General features: G+C 53.6%; 15 protein-coding genes and 1 pseudogene. 12 read left to right on the top strand and 4 right to left on the bottom strand.

From position 1 onward, the window contains the following. A pseudogene (locus tag AC222A_RS09000) lies at positions 1–235 on the top strand (calcium/sodium antiporter); the annotation flags it as partial. 111 nt (positions 236–346) lie between these two features. Beyond that, complete coding sequence (locus AC222A_RS08995; protein WP_372783772.1) at positions 347–709, top strand: hypothetical protein; 363 nt, start codon at positions 347–349, stop codon at positions 707–709. A 116-nt stretch (positions 710–825) separates the two neighbouring features. Here AC222A_RS08995 and AC222A_RS08990 read toward each other — a convergent pair whose 3' ends face one another. Further along, positions 826–1,677: a hypothetical protein gene (locus AC222A_RS08990; protein WP_486774871.1), complete on the bottom strand. Its 852-nt coding sequence runs from the start codon at positions 1,675–1,677 to the stop codon at positions 826–828. 342 nt (positions 1,678–2,019) lie between these two features. Next, on the bottom strand, positions 2,020–3,378 hold the full coding sequence (locus tag AC222A_RS08985; protein WP_486774870.1) for a spinster family MFS transporter: 1,359 nt from the start codon (positions 3,376–3,378) through the stop codon (positions 2,020–2,022). Between the two features lie 224 nt (positions 3,379–3,602). Between AC222A_RS08985 and AC222A_RS08980 the strand changes: the two genes are divergently transcribed. From AC222A_RS08980 to AC222A_RS08960, 5 genes are read left to right on the top strand one after another with little or no spacing between them, the layout of a single operon-like run. Continuing rightward, a complete protein-coding gene (locus AC222A_RS08980; RefSeq protein WP_486774869.1) occupies positions 3,603–6,047 on the top strand; it encodes a TonB-dependent receptor in 2,445 nt (814 codons plus the stop codon). A gap of 12 nt (positions 6,048–6,059) precedes the next feature. Next, the gene (locus AC222A_RS08975; protein WP_372758306.1) at positions 6,060–6,764 is read left to right on the top strand and encodes a hypothetical protein; all 705 of its coding nucleotides are present in this window, start codon (positions 6,060–6,062) and stop codon (positions 6,762–6,764) included. Continuing rightward, complete coding sequence (locus AC222A_RS08970) at positions 6,761–7,543, top strand: hypothetical protein (protein WP_372748511.1); 783 nt, start codon at positions 6,761–6,763, stop codon at positions 7,541–7,543. Before AC222A_RS08975 ends, AC222A_RS08970 begins: the two co-directional genes overlap by 4 nt. A gap of 11 nt (positions 7,544–7,554) precedes the next feature. Beyond that, positions 7,555–8,142 (top strand): cytochrome c oxidase subunit 3, encoded by a 588-nt coding sequence (locus AC222A_RS08965; RefSeq protein WP_372748512.1) that lies wholly within the window; start codon positions 7,555–7,557, stop codon positions 8,140–8,142. A 3-nt stretch (positions 8,143–8,145) separates the two neighbouring features. Next, complete coding sequence (locus AC222A_RS08960; RefSeq protein ID WP_372748513.1) at positions 8,146–8,424, top strand: cytochrome C oxidase subunit IV family protein; 279 nt, start codon at positions 8,146–8,148, stop codon at positions 8,422–8,424. 107 nt (positions 8,425–8,531) lie between these two features. On the opposite strand, the gene AC222A_RS08955 is transcribed toward AC222A_RS08960, so the two are convergent. Further along, the gene (locus tag AC222A_RS08955) at positions 8,532–9,137 is read right to left on the bottom strand and encodes a TetR/AcrR family transcriptional regulator (protein WP_372748514.1); all 606 of its coding nucleotides are present in this window, start codon (positions 9,135–9,137) and stop codon (positions 8,532–8,534) included. A 259-nt stretch (positions 9,138–9,396) separates the two neighbouring features. Here AC222A_RS08955 and AC222A_RS08950 point away from each other — a divergent pair, with 259 nt between their 5' ends. The 5 genes from AC222A_RS08950 to AC222A_RS08930 all read left to right on the top strand — a co-directional run bounded on the left by AC222A_RS08950 (position 9,397) and on the right by AC222A_RS08930 (position 16,482). Then, positions 9,397–10,650: an acetyl-CoA C-acetyltransferase gene (locus AC222A_RS08950; RefSeq protein WP_372748515.1), complete on the top strand. Its 1,254-nt coding sequence runs from the start codon at positions 9,397–9,399 to the stop codon at positions 10,648–10,650. Between the two features lie 128 nt (positions 10,651–10,778). Continuing rightward, complete coding sequence (locus AC222A_RS08945) at positions 10,779–11,471, top strand: TetR/AcrR family transcriptional regulator (RefSeq protein WP_372748516.1); 693 nt, start codon at positions 10,779–10,781, stop codon at positions 11,469–11,471. Between the two features lie 90 nt (positions 11,472–11,561). Beyond that, the gene (locus tag AC222A_RS08940) at positions 11,562–12,305 is read left to right on the top strand and encodes a 2-oxo acid dehydrogenase subunit E2 (protein ID WP_372748517.1); all 744 of its coding nucleotides are present in this window, start codon (positions 11,562–11,564) and stop codon (positions 12,303–12,305) included. A gap of 438 nt (positions 12,306–12,743) precedes the next feature. Further along, entirely contained in the window at positions 12,744–15,485 is a 2,742-nt protein-coding gene (locus AC222A_RS08935; RefSeq protein WP_486774868.1) for a cation-transporting P-type ATPase, read from the top strand. A gap of 22 nt (positions 15,486–15,507) precedes the next feature. Then, positions 15,508–16,482, top strand: coding sequence for a universal stress protein (locus tag AC222A_RS08930; RefSeq protein ID WP_372750331.1), 975 nt, complete (start codon positions 15,508–15,510; stop codon positions 16,480–16,482). A gap of 6 nt (positions 16,483–16,488) precedes the next feature. On the opposite strand, the gene AC222A_RS08925 is transcribed toward AC222A_RS08930, so the two are convergent. Next, positions 16,489–17,385 carry a histone deacetylase family protein gene (locus AC222A_RS08925; RefSeq protein WP_486774867.1) on the bottom strand — a complete coding sequence of 299 codons (897 nt, stop codon included), beginning with the start codon at positions 17,383–17,385 and terminating at the stop codon, positions 16,489–16,491. Positions 17,386–17,424 lie beyond the last annotated feature (39 nt).

Raw genomic sequence — 17,424 nt, 5'->3', positions numbered from 1 at the left:
CTTGGGCAGCAATATTTTCAACCTCTTGGGAATACTCGGAATCTCTGCATTGCTACAACCGCTCCCCGTCCATGAGCGGATCCTGCAGTTTGACCAATGGGTCATGTTGGGAACCTCACTGATTCTATTGGTCTTTCTTTATACGGGCAGTCGGCTTGGCAGGCTGGAAGGCGGGTTACTCCTGATGGGTTATATTGCGGATGTCGGTCTGAGCTTCACCGTATTTGGCACATAACTGTGCTATTGGTGCGATATGGCAGCTTGGCTTAGTTAATTGCTGCGGCTTAGGCGCTGCGTTTGTGTTTTCTGCGCGCAGGTTCTCTTGCGGATATATTGGAGATGACAAATGAAGAGCTATCCTGAAGCACTCGACCTAATGCTGGCTGCTTGGAATGCATCAGACCCTACCGAGATTCGAAGCCTGTTGGAAAAAGCACTGGACCCAAAGGTTCGTTTCGTGGACCCAACCATTGATGTCTCCGGTATCGATGGCTTTGAGCAGAATGTCCACGAAGTGAGATCCAAGTTACCCGGCGCAGTTTACTTCCGCACCAGCGGTGTAGATTCACAGCACAATTTTCATCGTTACCACTGGGCTATCCATCAGCATGGAAAACTTTTGATCTCAGGGTTCGATGTAACGCAGACCAATGAACAGGGTAAAGTCATCTGTGTTATCGGTTTTTTTGGTGACATCCCTGATAGTTAGTTCGAAGATCGGCAAGCCGGGGCTACGAGTTTGTCTTGGCGCACCACTGCTGCGGAGTGATATCGAAGTGCCGTGGTTTGATATTACCCGCTGAGTTTCACTGGCTGTCTATGACCTTAGTCAACATAACGATAAATCTTAAGTGCCGGAATAAACGGCTCCTTCTCGATGGTTGCATCACTTCTGCCACCGCGCTTGCTCGCTGGCTCTTCGTTTCCTACCCATCGCAGGTCGGGTAACGCCTCCTGATTTATCAGCACAATGCTGGGCGTCGGAATGCTGTAGCGAATCTTTTCGCCTTCATACAGGGCTACTATGTTGGCTTTCAGTTGCGGTGACGGTTGTGTTCTCGCCCGGGCAAAATCGTGATTCGGGTTCTCTCGGGCGAGTTGTGACAGGGTTACTTCTCTCGCTTTGCCTTTCATTCGTCGCTCGGCAAGTTGCACCACCTCTTCGTGCTTGAGGCGTATTACCTCCCGGCGTTTTACATGCCAGCACCAGCGAAACGACAATACGGTGGGATCAAGAACTCGCAGTTGGCGATAGGCCCAAACGAGATGCAGATCGCCAAAGCGAACCTGTCGCAACGCTTTTGCTACGGTGGGGTCGCGCTGGAAGAGAGGGGAGTCCGTCTGGGTTAGCAGCGCATGAAAGGTTCGGTTATCTCTCCCGGGAGGTAAATCTTCTTTCAGGGACCGGATGGTTTCTTTCAGTATTTGCTTATAAATATTGAACTGCGCGGCGATGTCAGCGGAGCGTTGCCCCACGCACAGCAAACCTGAACGTGGTGGAAGAGGGCACTCATCGGCATACAGTGCGGTGGCGGCTTGGATCGCGACGGATCGCTGCGAAGCTTGATCTGGCAGCCAGGCCGGCAAGCTTTCACTCGTCAGCTGGTCTACCAGTTGATTCCGGGTGTTGACGAGCTGGCGGCAGACGCTCAGCAGACTAGAAATTCGGTGATCCATGGGCCCTCCTGAGAGGCAATATTAGCACACCGCATATATGAACCCATGTAGATTGGTGCAAGTAGAGCCATCGCAGTATCCAGGGAGTTTCTTGAGTTATGTTAAATAGGTGTTTGAGTTGATGACTGATGCCTCGGCGGTGATGTTGTGGGGTGCTTAAATGGAGGGGAATATGTGTTTCACATATGTGGTGTGCTAAATCTGCTTGTTCGGCTTATCTTTGGTTGGCGGTAGGTCTCAGTTAGTGCCGCCGCGCGCCGAAAAGGCGGTGCGAGGATCCTAAAGGCATAGTGGCGGGATACCGTCGCTGCGCTATGGTGGATTAGAGGGCAAGGCCGGTCGTTACTGACTGGCGCTTTCGAGGCTGACTACAGCCTGATGCATCGCCTTGCAGCCTGTCAGAAGGAGGGTTGCCGCTATCGGACAGCAGATGGCGATCGTGGTGGCCATACCCATGCCGATGGCATTGCCACCATAGAGGTGGTCAGAAAAGAACGCGATTATGAGCGGGCCAGCTGCCAGCCCTACCAGCCCAGCCGTGCCTGAGAAAAAGGCGATACCTGCGCCACGCAATTCATTTGGGGTAACAAGGTTTAACGCGGCAATATAGCAGGCGGGTAATGGCGCCAGAAGCACCAGAAATATACTGACACAGCCGAGAAACAAGTACGGATCAGTAAACTGCATGGCAGCAATACCAAACGGTACGGCCAGTATCAGACTCCAGCCATACCAGCGGAACTGCGCATCGCGGTAGCCGCGCCGATAGAGCGTGTCGGCCGCATACCCACAGAGTAACTTACCAACAATACTTGATACGATAAGCGTTAACCCCAGATACAAGCCAATCTGACTGGCACTCCAGCCAAAGGTTCGCCCCATATGCGCTGGATACCATACGCCGCACCCCCCCATCACAATAGACGCCATCGCAAAGCCTATGTAGTGATGGATAAAAAATCGTTTCTGCGTACGGATAAAAACCAGCAAATTCTTGTAAGTGCCCAAGATACCTTCCCAGAACCCCTGCTTCTCAACTACCGCTTTGCGATCTCTGCGTAACGGTTCGGGAAAGGTAAAAACGATCAATGCCAGCGCCACGCCCGGCACGCCAATCATGAAAAACACGGCTTGCCAGGAGCGCACTTCGCCAATCAGTGGCAGGGCATAGGTAGGTGCCTGCGCCACCATATCCACAATCATGCCGCCAAAGAGGTAAGCAGTACCGGAGCCTATAGTGGCGCCAATGGAATACACGGCCATGGCGGTCGTGAGCCGGTCTCGCGGGAACAGGTCGGTCAGCATGGAGGTCGCGCTGGGATTCAGCCCGGCTTCGCCGACACCAACACCAATACGGGCCAGTAGCAGTTGCCAGTAATGCAGAGCCATACCGCAGGCGGCCGTTGCCATAGACCAGATAGTCACACTCACAAAGATAATCCAGCGCCGACTGAAGCGGTCCGCCAGTGCCCCGGCAATCAGCCCGAACAGGGAATAGGTGACCGCAAACGCCATCCCGTGCAGCAATCCGAACTGCACGTCTGTCAGCCCCATATCCCGTTTGATGGGATCGACCATCAGCGAAATGATGAAACGGTCGAGAATCGACAGCCAGTACAACAGGGCCAGACAAATGGTGGCATACCAGGCAACCGAGGGCGCCGGGTAGGGGGCTTGCGTGCGAATAGCGCTCTCGGTCATGCGGACAGGTCTCAAATATTATTCGAATAGGATTCGGAACGTTACTGGGGCAACCCAAAGAAATCAATATTAAACATCGCTGTTGAGTATTATAGTATGGGGGGGAGCCGTCTGGCATGCCGATATCCTAGCTGAATGTCGACATGCCTTGTCGTTGCTCCCGTTGGCAGCTCCTCCCAAGCTAGACCGGGGCGCCGTAACTACAATAATTACAGAGGTTCACCATGTTTTCCTGCCGTTTGCCCGTGTTTGCAAGCGCCCTGTGGGCAGCCGTGGCAAGCGTTGTTCCGACAGCGTTTGCCCAGGATGCGCCAGCTGCAACCATTGAAGAAGTCCTGGTCACGGCCCGCCGTACGCAGGAAAGTCAGCAAGACGTGCCGATCGCCCTGGCCGCCATGAGTGGTGATGACCTGCGGCGTGAGCAAATCAATAGCCCGACCGATCTGAACGGTAAAGTGCCATCGCTTGTGGTGGGTACCGGTAGTCAGATGCGCAACACCGAAACCCCGACGATTCGCGGGCAGGGCGCACAGTTTGGCTCAAGCCCGGGCGTGGTCATCTATCTCGCGGAAGTGGCCCTGCCATCAGATCCGGTAGCAAACTATCAGGGCGGTTCCGGTAAGTTCTTTGACTTGTCCAATATCCAGGTATTAAAAGGTAGTCAAGGTACCCTGTTTGGCCGCAATACCACCGGCGGGGCGCTGCTTCTGGAACCCAACCGCCCGGACAATGAATTCAGCCTGTCGCTGCGCGCCGGTATCAGTCGAATGGCGGGCGACAATGGCCATGATCCCAAGGGCGCCAGTTACGAAGCAGTCGTCAATCTTCCCCTGATTGACGATGTGCTGATGGCGCGTATTGGTGGGCAGGTGTTTGAGCGCGACGGCTTTACCACAGATGTGGTGACCGGCAAGGACTACGATGACAAGAATTACTGGACTGCACGTCTGGGCGTGTTGTGGCAGCCCACCGAACGCATCAGTAATTACCTGTTGGTCAATTTCTCCGATAGCGATACCAACGGCACAGCAACCGTAATCGAGCGCGTAAACCGGACGGGGCTTAATCGCGCCATACCCGGTGCGTTGGGATTAACACTGCCATCATTGCCACTGGTCGATCCGGCACAGTCTGCCAATTCCGGCTGTCTGCTGTTGAATGCCTTTGGGCCTTCAACCAATTGCGGGCAGGATATTATTGATGAGCAGGCAGCCCGAGGAAATCGCAGCGTGCAGCTCAGCGGCGACCCCAATGATCAGCTAAACAGCGACACCTTTGTCGACAACTTCAGTTTTGACCTCACCGACAGCATCACACTGCGCAATATTCTCAGCTACTCTACGCTGGTACACAGCTACCGGTGGGATCTGGACGGTTCGCGCGCAGCTTTCAATGAATTCATTAACCCGGATGGTGTCAACAATTCCGATGTGCGAACCATCACCGAAGAACTGCAGCTGCAAGGGGAGGCACTCGAGGGCGCGCTGAACTATGTCGTGGGCGCTTACTATGAGGAAACCGATGCCGACGGTCGCATCATTGCCAAGTCACTGCTGTTTGTCGATGTCGAACAAGGCTACAAACAACACAAAGAATCGTTCGCTCCGTTTGCGCAGGCAAGTTACGACCTTGGACATCTCACCACGTCGCTTGCAGGGCTGAATCTGACACTTGGCGTGCGCTACACCGACGATCTCACCGAGGGCAGTGCATTCATAAAGCAGGTCGCCAGCGGCGGCTTTACCCTGGTGGACAAATCTTTTGTTACCGAAGTGGAAACGACAGCCCTCACTTATACTGCGGGTCTTGACTACAAGTTTGAAAACCTAATGCTCTACGGCAAGGTAAGCCGTGGCTACAAAACCGGCGGACTGTCGACGATCGCCGCCAATCCTCAGCATTACACCTACGAACCGGAGTTTGTGGTGAATTATGAGATCGGCCAAAAGGCCGATTTCGCGCTCGGTGACATTCCGGTGCGGCTGAATACCGCCCTTTACTATACCGACTACACCGACATGCAGACGGCGGCACCGGATGCCTACGTTGACCCCGACAACCCCAGCCCGGTACCACAACTTGGCCAGTCGATTTTCAATGTGGGTGAAGCCACGGTTGCAGGCCTAGAAATGGATCTGACCGTGCAGCTTTCACCCGGTCTGACCGTGGTGGCAACCTATGGCTACACCGATGCGAAGTACAACCGCTTTGATCTGGATTATTTTGGCGCCACGCCGCAACTGGACTGCAGTGGTCAGGAAAAATCTCGCGGGGACTCGCTGGAACTAACCTGCTTGCCGTTCAAAACCACGCCGGAACATCAATACAGCCTATCGCTGCGCTATCTACTGCCCGTTGCGCAGCACTGGGGCGATATCGAGGGTTCAGTTACCTATGCCTGGGTTGACGAACAGTACAGCGCACAAATTTCGCCACCCGAGGCTGAGCCCGGTGCATGGCTGCCGGATTTTGGTCTCGTCAATGCCAGTATCAGCTGCAGCCGTATTCTGGATTCTGCCTTCAGCGCGCAGATTTACGGCACCAATCTCGCCAACAAGGAATACCGTATTTCAAACAGTAACCAGTGGAATCTGACCTATTTTCAGAGTTCGATCTATTCCGAGCCACGCAATATCGGTTTGCAGCTGAGTTACGACTTTGGGCAATAACAGGGGAAGAATATGAATACCCGAGGACAAAACATACTGTTGTGGCTTACCCCAGTGGCTGGCCTGCTGTTTTTAGTAGCGTACTGGCTGTTTCCAGCGTTTGCGCCACCACTGTCGCCGACCTTGTCACCCGAGGAAGTGGCAGCATTCTTTAAAGAAAATCTCACCGCCATGCGTGGCGTGGTGATTTTTGGCAATATCATTGGCGCCCTGCTGGTGCCGCTGTTTGCCTTAATTGCGGTACAGATGCTGCGTGTCGTAAATTCCAGTCCGATTTTCGCCTACGCCTATATTATTGCCGCTGGGATTGGCATCACAGCCTTTATATTGGCGGACTTTGCGTGGGGAATTGCCCTGTTCCGCCCGGACCGCGATCCGCAACTGATCAGTCTGCTTAACGATATGGCTTGGTTCTTCCTAGTAGCACCGGTAGGTTGCGTGTTCGTGCAGAACCTTTGTCTCGCCGGCAGTATTTATCTCGACGCCCGACCTGATCCTGTGTTCCCGATCTGGGTCGCCCATTTCAATATAGTTACAGGCTTGCTGATGCTGCCGGCAGCGTTTTCGCTGCTCTACAAGACGGGGCCGTTGGCTTGGGACGGTAGCATCTCGTTCACACTGCGGTTTTCCACATTTATTGTGTACGTGGCGGTGATGTTTCTGGTGTTGCTGAAAGTGACTAAACAACAGGTAGAACAGGAAGGAGTGGCGGCATGAGCACAATCGCCACAGCAGAGCGGGAACCCGTCAGCCAGCCGACCGAGCCCTGGTACAAAAACAAAAAATTGGACCAGCTGCTCTGCTTTTGGAGCATTCCTGTGTTCTATAACCTGTTCGGGCTGGTGTTTGTGCCGTTGAGCTGGATGATGCCGCCGCGCGCGCCAGAAAGCGATCTCGCCGGCGTTGTCGAATTCATGCAGTCGCCCAATCTGCTGATTGCCAGCACCATCTTGATACTGTCGGTCGGCCTGTCAGCAGTTGGTAACGCTATGTATGCCATCCAGATGAAACGCATGTCGGTCAGCCCCGTTTTGCGCTTTGCATTTATCGCCGGTGCAATGACAGGCGCTATTGTCGGTTGCCTTTTCCCGATGTTCTGTTTCGGACTGGGCGCTTTCCGCGAAGGGTACAGTCCAGAAATACTGCAGATGCTGTACGACTTCGGCTACCTCTCGTTTATCGGTTGTCTGGGCTGTTTCTTTTTGAACTGGTCCTGTCTGGCGCTTGCCATACTGCTCGATAAAAACAATATCCTGCCGAAATGGCTGGGTTACTACACCATCTGGCAGTCAGTAACCGAGATCTTCGCAGCAACAGTGTGGATTGCCCATACCGGCCCCTTCGCCTGGAATGGGTTGCTCGCCTTCTGGTTCAATATGGTGCTGTACGTGCCTTGGCAGTTCATCGTGTATTACTGCATTTTTCAGGCGATCCGAAAACAGCCGGAGTCCGAGCTTTACAACAGCGGCCCAACACCGCGCGCTGCCTACGCCTGAGGAGACTGGTCATGACAATTTCACAGGTTGGCCAAGCGCCCCGCACACGCGCCGACTATCTGCCCGGCGATCACGGCATGTGGTTTTTTATCGTTGGCGATCTGCTGATCTTCGGCGTCTACTTCCTTTGCTACATGGTCTACCGCGGGCAGAATCTCGACGTCTTTCTTTACAGTCAGCAGTTTCTGAGCCAGGGAATCGGCGTTGCCAATACCATAGTGCTGCTAACCAGCTCACTCTTTGTTGCGCTGGCCACCGAGGCGGTGCGAGAACACAAGATTCGTGATGCTGGACGGTTACTGAGTCTTGCGATTGTTCTCGGTGCGCTGTTTCCCGTACTGAAGATGGTGGAATGGATACCCAAGATCAGCGCCGGCCATACCCCCGGAGAAAACCTGTTTTTCATGTATTACTACGTGATGACAGGACTTCACCTGCTCCATGTGCTGCTGGGCCTGTGCATTATGGCGTTTATGCTGCGCAACCTCCGACAGGCGGCCCAGCCGGATATCAAATTCATTGAGATCGGCGCGATCTACTGGCACATGGTGGATGTGCTGTGGCTGGTGCTACTCGCTGTGTTTTATCTGATGAGGTAAGCGATGATCGCGTATCTAAAAAATCCGCTGACGACAGTCTGGGCAATACTCAGCCTGATCACAGTGGCCGCGTGGTTGATCGGCCGCAACGTCGGTACTGATCTGCAACCAAGCCACGCGGTCACGTTGTCGGTGCTTCTCATTGCCGCCGCCAAAGCCCAACTGGTCATCATGTATTTTATGGAAGTACGTTCAGCTCCTCGCTGGTTGAAGCGTGTCGCCTATGGTTGGGTCCTGGTGCTGTTTCCGCTGCTGTATCTCACAAACCAGTTGGTAAACTGACTAATGTGATTGCGCGACGACGTTGGCGGGTTGTTGGAAAAAATCCGCTGGTGATGGATGCCTGTGTTAGGCAGCCCAACGCAAGTGCTGACCGCTTAGCGTGGATGTCACGGTTTACGCCCTGCGCTAATTGCCTCATGCATGAGCGTAAATAACCAGCGCAGGCTGCGACTGGTGCGCTCGTCATCAAAGCCCCAGCGGCCGGTAAGACGTTCGAACAGCTGCGGCTGCCAGAGGATATCGAGCATTGCCGCTGCGGTTTCCTGCTCTTCCGGGCTCCAGTCAGGCGTCTCGGCAACGACGGCATTTATCAGGCCCGCGCGACGCAGGCGATCGAGGCTGTCGAAGGCAGAATCTTGGGGGGTCGTGGTTTTAGCCTGAAATGACTGCAGGTGCTGGAACAGACCCACCACTACTTCAGAAAAATCGCTAAGGCTCAACGTACTCAGGTCGATACCCGATTCTTCAACCAGCCGTTTTAACACGGCGTCGCGCAATTTGGCATCGGTGGTGAAATAGCGGCGCACGGTGCGCTCGCTGACCCCCGCCTTTTCGCCAACGGCCCGGGCCGACAAATTCTTCCAATCCCAGTCTGGCAGGGTATGTACCAAGGCGGCCCCTGCCGAGACAATATTCTCTCGGGTCTCGGCGCTCTGCTGCTCACGCAAGGGGCTGTTGTAGCTGCGCTTTTGTGTGGCCTTCTTCATTGGCATTTATTGCGCCTTTAACTTTGCATTGCCGGTGGTCCCGGGAGCAAAATTTTTTCGACTACCTGTCATTAGCCGTTAAGTCTCTGAATTCAATGACAAGAATAATAGCAGAGTCGATCAACGGGCGAGACACATTCGACGCCTTCTATTATTGCACAACACTGTCGAATAATACTAAACTACCCTCCAAGTATCAGTCGCAACGGCGACCCGGTGCCGCACTTACCCATACTGCGGCGCTTGCGAACACAGGAGATCACGCATGTCTGAAGTCTATATCGTTGACGCAGTCCGCACCCCTCGCGGCATCGGCAAACCCGGCAAGGGTGCGCTGACTCATATGCACCCTCAGCATCTTGCCGCCACGGTGATGAAGGCAATTGTGGAGCGCAACGGTATAGACAGCAAAGACATCGATGACATTATCTGGGGTACCAGTGCCCAGAAGAGCACCCAGGGCGGTGATCTTGCGCGAATGGCCGCACTGGATGCTGGCCTAGATGTTACGGTAAGCGGCGTTACTCTGGATCGCTTCTGTGGCAGTGGCATCACCTCTGCGGCACTCGCTGCCGGCCAGATAATGTCTGGTCTGGAAGACCTGATTATTGCTGGCGGTACTGAAATGATGTCGGTAATTTCCAAAGCCAGTCAGGACGAAATGGCCGCTGGCTTGCGTCCGCTAATGATGGGTAGCGGTAATGCCCGCCTGCAGGCCAAGCATCCGCAGAGCCATCAGGGCGTCTGTGCCGATGCCATCGCCTCGATGGAAGGAATCTCCCGCGAAGATCTGGACGCATTTGCACTCGAAAGCCAGAAGCGCGCCGCTATTGCCATCGCAGAAGGCCGCTTCAACAAATCTCTGGTGCCAGTGCTCGACGACGACGGCAATGTGGTATTGGACAAAGAAGAGTATCCACGCCCGAACACCACCGCCGAAGACCTTGCCAAGCTGGAACCAAGTTTCGCCAAACTCGCGCGAATGCCTATTGATGAAGAGGGCAATACCTTTGCCGGGTTCATAAACCGCCGCTATCCGGATCTCAACATTGAACACTTCCACCACGCGGGCAATTCATCCGGTGTGGTAGACGGTGCGGCGGCCCTGTTGATGGCCTCTGAAGATTATTTGAAGAAAAGCGGTCTCAAAGCCCGCGCGCGCGTTGTCGCCAGCGCAAATATCGGTGACGACCCCACGCTGATGCTCAATGCCCCGGGACCCGCCATTAAGAAAGTATTGGCTAAAGCCGGGCTCACCCTCGGTGACATAGATCTGTTTGAAATCAACGAGGCATTTGCAGTCGTGGTGGAAAAGGTTATCCGGGATCTCGGTATCGACCGCGACAAGATTAACGTTAATGGTGGCGCGATTGCCCTTGGGCACCCGATTGGGGCGACCGGTGCGGTGATGATTGGCACCCTGCTAGATGAGCTGGAACGTCGCGACCTGAAGCGCGGCCTGGTCACCATGTGCGCCGCGGGCGGTATGGCTCCTGCACTGATTATCGAGCGCGTATAAGCCGGTCTACGTAGCGAAAATCGTGTAACTTGCGGGAAATTAGCTCTAGGGATGGCCCGAATTGTGCAGTAACCACCAGAAGTCGGTTAAAATACAAAATCAATTTGCTAAACGGGTTGGGTAGAACATTGAGCGACGCAGTAGCGACACGAAAAGCACGAAAAAGTAAGCGCGATCCGCAGCTGACGCGCGAAGCCATTCTCGAAGTAGCCGGCAAGTTGCTGGCAAAGGATGGCCCCGAGGGCTTAAGCGTTTCACAGGTTGCGCAGCTGGCCGGAGTCAACCGCGGAACGGCCTATCACCATTTCCCCACACGGGAGACGCTGATCGATGAAACCAAGGCTTGGGTCAGCCGAAAGCTGATGCGGGAAGTCTTTGGCGATGTCGACGAAAACGGTGTCGACGCCGAGGTGCAAACACGTCGCCCGCGTGAAGTTATCGAAAAACTGGCCAATTTCGCCATGGAAAACCCGGAATTCGGACGAGTCTGGCTCTATGAGGTATTAAGTTCCAACCAGGCAGCCAGTGACCCGTTCTGGGCACGCTACCGCCAGAGCATCGACGATTTTGTTGAGTCAGACTACGCTCAGCCGGACATCGACGCCGAAGTACACGCTGTTATCTTGCTGGTGGGTGTTTTCCTATGGCCGGTGTGGGCAAACGCACATTCCAGCAGTGCCAACAGCAAGAAAAAGATGGCCCAGCGTTTTACTGATGAAATGCTTCGCCTGAGCCTGCACGGCACACTGCTCAAGGAAAAATTCCCCGAGTTGCTGGCCGAAGAGAAGGGCAAAAAGAAAAGCGGCCGCAAGTCCAAGTAATTTCCCATTGCTGGTGTCTAGCGGCTTCTCTTAATCAGCCGGGGGGCAGTTACTGCCCCCCGGTTCCGATTGACAATTGGAGTACAAGCTATGACAACCAAGCCAGCACCCATGATGCCCTGGCCCGAGGAAGACTTTTCGGTATACGGCAGCGTGGAAGAAAAACCTGTCGGTAAAATCCAGGGCTTTGTCGCCAAAGCTATGGAACGCAACTGGTCGATGATTCCCCACGTCACGCACAACGACGAAGTGGATGTCACTGATTTTGAAATCCGCCGCAAAGCATGGAACGCTGCGCATCCCGACAAAAAACGAACCTTGCTGCCTGCGCTGATGAAGTGCACCGTGGACATGCTCAAGCAGTTCCCGCAGTACAACTGTTCCCTCAGTGCCGACGGCAAAAAACTTTTCGCCAAGAGCTACTACAACATAGGCTTTGCGGTTGATGTGCCAGCGGGGCTGCTAGTACCGGTGATCCGCGATGTCGACAAGAAAAGCCTCGACGACATCAGCGCCGAAATCGTGGCACTGTCTGAGAAGGCTAAGACCAAAGGTCTGTCAATGCAGGAGATGTCCGGCGGCTGTATCACTCTGTCGTCACTTGGCCACATTGGCGGCACATCCTTCACTCCCATCATCAATGCCCCGGAAGTGGCCATCGTCGGGATCACCCGTACCCAGCAACGCTTTGTACCCGACGACAATGGCAATCCGGTACTCCGGCAAATGCTGCCATTGTCGTTGAGCTACGACCATCGCGTAATCAATGGCGCCGATGCGGCCCGCTTCCTGCGTGCCATGGCGGACTGGTTGGTCAGCTACGAGTTTTCCTGAGCCCTACGCTGATTGCGCAGCCGTTTGCAGCGACTGTGGTGCTGGGATTGGCCACGACGTTGTCCGCTTTCTTGACGAAAGTAGGGATGGATACCGTCGCCCCCCGAATGTGACGACTGTTGTTCTGGCTAGCATTTCTCAGGCGCTGGTACTCAAAAATGCCCTTGGCTTGTCAATAGGTCATGCCCCTGAACAGAAAGAAATTCCAGACCGACTGTTTGACTTGGCGGGGCGCAGCGGGTCGACGTACCCAAATGAGTAGCCAGCGCAGCTGATCCCGATCTTTACATAGGGTTTCCCTCCTCATAACAGCGCCCCTTGATCCTGATCAATGCTTTTATATAGCTAGGCCTGTATCCCTGTCACCATGACTGCCTGACATCAGGAAGACATAGCGGCACCACAGTCTGTGATCCAAATTTGTCATTTGAGGCAAAGATGCAGAACCCGGAAAACGAGTCGTTAACAACATGGCACGCGCTGGCACCCGACGCTGCTCTCAATAAACTCCAGTCATCCCCGGCGGGCCTGACCCATTCCGAAGCACAGCAACGGCGGGCCACCCATGGCGCCAACCGCCTTCCCCAGGCTGCCAAAAGAAATGTCGTCGCGCGATTCCTGCTTCACTTTCACAACGTTCTTATCTACGTTTTGCTCGTCTGCGCCGCGATTACCGCATTGCTCAGCCATTGGGTCGATACGGGGGTCATTCTCGCCGTCGTGATAGCGAATGCAATTATTGGCTTTGTTCAGGAGGGCAAGGCCGAACAAGCAATGGATGCCATTCGGCATATGTTAGCCCCTCGCGCCAATGTTATTCGGGCTGGGGAAAGAATCGCTGTCGCAGGGGAAGATTTGGTTCCCGGCGATATCGTGTTATTGGAAGCTGGCGACAAAGTTCCTGCCGACCTGCGACTCGTGAACGCACATGGCCTGGCGATACAGGAGGCCATACTGACCGGCGAATCAGCACCTGTAGAAAAAAGCACGCTGGCCGTTGAGAGCAGCCTCCCGCTGGGCGATCGCGCCGGCATGGCCTATTCCGGCACTCTCGTCACAAGTGGGCAAGGAAAAGGCGTTGTAGTCGCGATTGGTACGGGCACTGAAATCGGAAGAATAAGCGGTTTACTATCAGACGTCGAAACACTCACCACGCCACTGGTCACCCAAATGGCCGAATTCGCAAAATGGCTAACGATTATGATTCTGCTTATCGCGGGGTTGTTGCTAATCTTTGGCCATTTTGTTGCACATTATAATTTCACCGAGATGTTTATGGCTGTCGTCGGGTTGTCGGTTGCCGCGATTCCCGAAGGGCTGCCCGCTGTACTGACGATTACGCTTGCTATTGGCGTACAGGCCATGGCCAAGCGCAATGCTATTGTCAGGCGGCTGCCCGCGATTGAAACCATTGGATCCGTGTCTGTTATATGCACCGATAAAACAGGCACACTAACGCGCAACGAAATGATGGTCTCGTCCGTGGTATCGCACCAACATCTATTCACACTGGACGGGTGTGGTTATGAGCCTAAAGGCGCATTAAGACTGAACAACGTTAACGTTTCTCCCTCTGAGCATACAGTACTTGAAGAACTTGCCCGTGCAGCAGCACTTTGCAACGACGCGGCGTTGCGTCATAAAGACAATATTTGGCATGTGGAAGGCGACCCGATGGAGGGCGCATTGCTTGCGTTTAGCGGAAAAATGTATATCGATGCTAACCGTGAAATGGACGCATGGACACGTACCGACGCGATTCCCTTTGATTCGAAGCACCGGTTTATGGCCACGCTGAACCACGACCACGAAGGCCATGGCTGTATTTTCGTAAAAGGCGCGCCAGAACGCATTTTGGCCATGTGCGCCGATCAACGTGCAACCAACGGCGGCACGGAACCCCTGGACACCGATTACTGGAACTCTCGCGCAGAAACAATCGCCTCGCTTGGTCAACGACTGCTGGCTTTCGCCGTCAAATCGGTTCCGCCCGAGCACACAGTATTAGCACACACGGACGTTGAAGGGTCGCTTACGTTCCTAGGATTGGTCGGGATGATTGATCCACCACGACCAGAAGCGATAGCCGCGGTCAGCGAGTGCCATACCGCTGGCATTGATGTAAAAATGATTACTGGCGACCACTTCAAGACAGCGGCGGCTATCGGCCAACAGATCGGATTGCGCAACACCGACAAGGTTCTTACCGGGTTAGACCTCGACGGGATGGATGACGCCGCATTGCAGCAGGCAGTACGCGATTGCGATATCTTTGCGCGCACAAGTCCAGAACACAAACTGCGATTGGTCATGGCATTACAGGCTCAAAATATGACCGTAGCTATGACCGGCGACGGGGTTAACGACGCTCCCGCACTCAAGCGGGCCGACGCCGGTATAGCCATGGGTAAAAAAGGCAGCGAAGCCGCGAAGGAAGCCGCGGAACTGGTGTTGGCAGACGATAACTTTGCATCCATCGTTGCAGCCGTCAGAGAAGGCAGAACAGTCTATGACAATTTCAAAAAAGTAATCAGTTGGACTTTGCCAACAAACGCCGGCGAAGCCATGACGATTATACTGGCTTTACTGACCGGACTGACGCTCCCGGTAACTCCTATCCAAATACTTTGGATAAACCTGATTACCGCAATCACGTTAGGCATAGCGTTAGCATTCGAGCCAACCGAGAAAAACACCATGTGCCGACCACCGCGTGACCGCCGAGAACCGCTGCTAAACGGTGAACTTGTATGGCATATCATTCTAGTTTCTATTCTCTTTCTACTCGGTGTTTTTGGCATCTATCAATATGCAATTGATCGGGGATACTCCGTGGACTTGGCGCGTACAATGGCATTGAACACCCTGGTAGTCATGGAGATTTTCCATCTGTTTTTTATCCGCAACATTTATAGCACATCTCTAAATTGGAGCGCCGTGCGGGGAACAAGGGTTGTCTGGACGGTCGTATGTGCGGTCACCGTCGCGCAGTTCGCGATAACCTACTTGCCGCCACTTCAGAGTATATTTGCGACGGTCTCAATCGCGTTCTTTGATGGTTTGATCATTGTGGGTATAGGCGTAGCACTCTTTGCAATTATCGAAACTGAAAAGCAAATGCGTCTTGCGTACCGACGGATGACATCTGCGACGGAAGTAGAGGCAGCAACAGGCAACTGAAACAGGCCAAGCAGGTAACATTATGAGGCAATTCAACAGTGTGTTATGCATAGTAGACACTGAGGAAAACTCGGATGAAGCGATACTGCATTCAATAAAGATTGCGGAAGATCACCAGGCTACAATCACGTTTGTGTCCACCATGGACGCTAGTAAACTTTGGTACTCCACGGAGCACTACACCTACTTCGATCAAAGTTTACAGCACCTCGCGGAGGTCAAACGATCTGCTATCGCCAGCCGCATTTCTGAGATTTCTCCCAAGGTTAAGGCCAACATCGAGGTTCTCTCCGGCATCGGCTTCCTTGAGATCATCAGGAGCGTCGTAACCAATCAACATGACCTTGTTGTTAAATGTGCTGAAGATGTCGCGTGGCTAGAGCGTATGTTTGGTAGTGAAGACATGCAACTCATCAGAAAATGTCCATGCCCAGTTCTGATGTTAAAACCGGGCCACAACGACAGTTTTCACCGTATTCTTGCTACGGTTGATATCAATGAAGACGTCGACGAAGTCGAAGAGGTTAGAGTGCAAGCTGCACTAAACAACAAGGTACTAGAATACGGCGCAACGATGGCTATGCCCGAACTAACAGAGATGCATATCGGTGCGGCATGGGAAGCCTACGCCGAACATTTCTATCGCTATGGCGCGTTTTCTCGCATGCCGGAAGAAGAAGTAGACCGCTACGTCGAACAGATTCGTCGTGAACGCTCAGACGACCTGGACCAGCTAGTCAGAAAAATGGAGACGATGCTGGGAAAAGACGCCGTATCGTACCTCCAGCCCAGAGTGCATCTGGCTAAAGGCAAGCCATACAAAGAAATTCCAAAGATGGTTGAAAAATACGATATCGATCTGATTGTGATGGGAACCGTCGGGCGAGTAGGCATACCGGGATTGATTATTGGCAATACCGCAGAATCCATACTAGAGCAGGTTAAGTGCTCCGTGTTGGCACTCAAACCAGACGGTTTTGAGACACCGGTTCGTTAGGCCGCGTTACACTGCCTTCGCCGCCTGAAACAGTAATTCATGTAAATTGACCAACGCTTGAATATCTCGCTGGTAGCCACCGCCAATCACCGCCGACACGGGTAGCCCGGCACGATCACAGGCCTCGAATACCAACTGGTCACGAGCCAGTATGCCCTCGTTGCTAACCTCAAAATGTCCGAGATCATCATCACAGTGGATATCAACGCCGGCATCGTATATCACTGCATCAGGCTTAAACGTGTTGACCGCCATCAGTAGTGACTGTTCCACCTTTTCTAGATAGAGGTCGTCACCAGTGCCTTTGGGCAATGGCACATCAATATCAGAAACCTGCTTTCGAAAAGGGAAGTTTTTTTCCCCATGCACAGATACGGTAAAAATATCCTCATGGTCCTGAGCCAACGCTGCGGTGCCATCGCCCTGATGCACATCACAGTCGAATATCAGCACACGGTTAATTGCCGGTTTTGTGAGCAGATTGAGCGCAGACAAATACAAATCGTTAATGATGCAAAAGCCCGCGCCATAATCGTAGAAGGCGTGATGATACCCGCCGGTTAGGTTAATGGCTTTACCTCTATCTAGTGATAGAACTCCGGCCAGTATGGTGCCTGCCACTGCCGTCAAGGTGCGTTCAACAAGTTGCTCTGACCAAGGAAATCCAATTCGGCGCATTGCCTGCCGGTCAATCTCGCCATTGATAAACCGAGATACGTAGCGCGGACAGAGCGCATCTTCGATACGCCTATAATCCAGTGGCACAGGGCGCACAAACTGAGCAGGCTTTGCGCCTCGAGCAACAAGCTGGTTATAAAGCTGCTGATATTTCGCCACGGGAAAACGGTGCCGCGCGGGTAATTCAAGCTGACTGTAAATGGGTGCGAAGATTAACGGAATCATAACCCTGAGCGGTCAAACTGGAGGAAAACCAAGTCTAAC

It is taken from the genome of Litorivivens sp., assembly GCF_057445395.1.
The sequence above is the reverse complement of the archived record's forward strand: the minus strand, read 5'-3'. Positions and strand labels throughout refer to the sequence as shown.

Excerpts from the sequence above, each read along its gene's own strand:
- AC222A_RS08935 (WP_486774868.1), top strand. The coding sequence starts at position 12,744 with ATGCAGAACCCGGAAAACGAGTCGTTAACAACATGGCACGCGCTGGCA.
- AC222A_RS08965 (WP_372748512.1), top strand. The coding sequence starts at position 7,555 with ATGACAATTTCACAGGTTGGCCAAGCGCCCCGCACACGCGCCGACTAT.
- AC222A_RS08980 (WP_486774869.1), top strand. The coding sequence starts at position 3,603 with ATGTTTTCCTGCCGTTTGCCCGTGTTTGCAAGCGCCCTGTGGGCAGCC.
- AC222A_RS08930 (WP_372750331.1), top strand. The coding sequence starts at position 15,508 with ATGAGGCAATTCAACAGTGTGTTATGCATAGTAGACACTGAGGAAAAC.
- AC222A_RS08955 (WP_372748514.1), bottom strand. The coding sequence starts at position 9,137 with ATGCCAATGAAGAAGGCCACACAAAAGCGCAGCTACAACAGCCCCTTG.
- AC222A_RS08925 (WP_486774867.1), bottom strand. The coding sequence starts at position 17,385 with ATGATTCCGTTAATCTTCGCACCCATTTACAGTCAGCTTGAATTACCC.
- AC222A_RS08990 (WP_486774871.1), bottom strand. The coding sequence starts at position 1,677 with ATGGATCACCGAATTTCTAGTCTGCTGAGCGTCTGCCGCCAGCTCGTC.
- AC222A_RS08950 (WP_372748515.1), top strand. The coding sequence starts at position 9,397 with ATGTCTGAAGTCTATATCGTTGACGCAGTCCGCACCCCTCGCGGCATC.
- AC222A_RS08975 (WP_372758306.1), top strand. The coding sequence starts at position 6,060 with ATGAATACCCGAGGACAAAACATACTGTTGTGGCTTACCCCAGTGGCT.
- AC222A_RS08970 (WP_372748511.1), top strand. The coding sequence starts at position 6,761 with ATGAGCACAATCGCCACAGCAGAGCGGGAACCCGTCAGCCAGCCGACC.
- AC222A_RS08940 (WP_372748517.1), top strand. The coding sequence starts at position 11,562 with ATGACAACCAAGCCAGCACCCATGATGCCCTGGCCCGAGGAAGACTTT.
- AC222A_RS08985 (WP_486774870.1), bottom strand. The coding sequence starts at position 3,378 with ATGACCGAGAGCGCTATTCGCACGCAAGCCCCCTACCCGGCGCCCTCG.
- AC222A_RS08995 (WP_372783772.1), top strand. The coding sequence starts at position 347 with ATGAAGAGCTATCCTGAAGCACTCGACCTAATGCTGGCTGCTTGGAAT.
- AC222A_RS08960 (WP_372748513.1), top strand. The coding sequence starts at position 8,146 with ATGATCGCGTATCTAAAAAATCCGCTGACGACAGTCTGGGCAATACTC.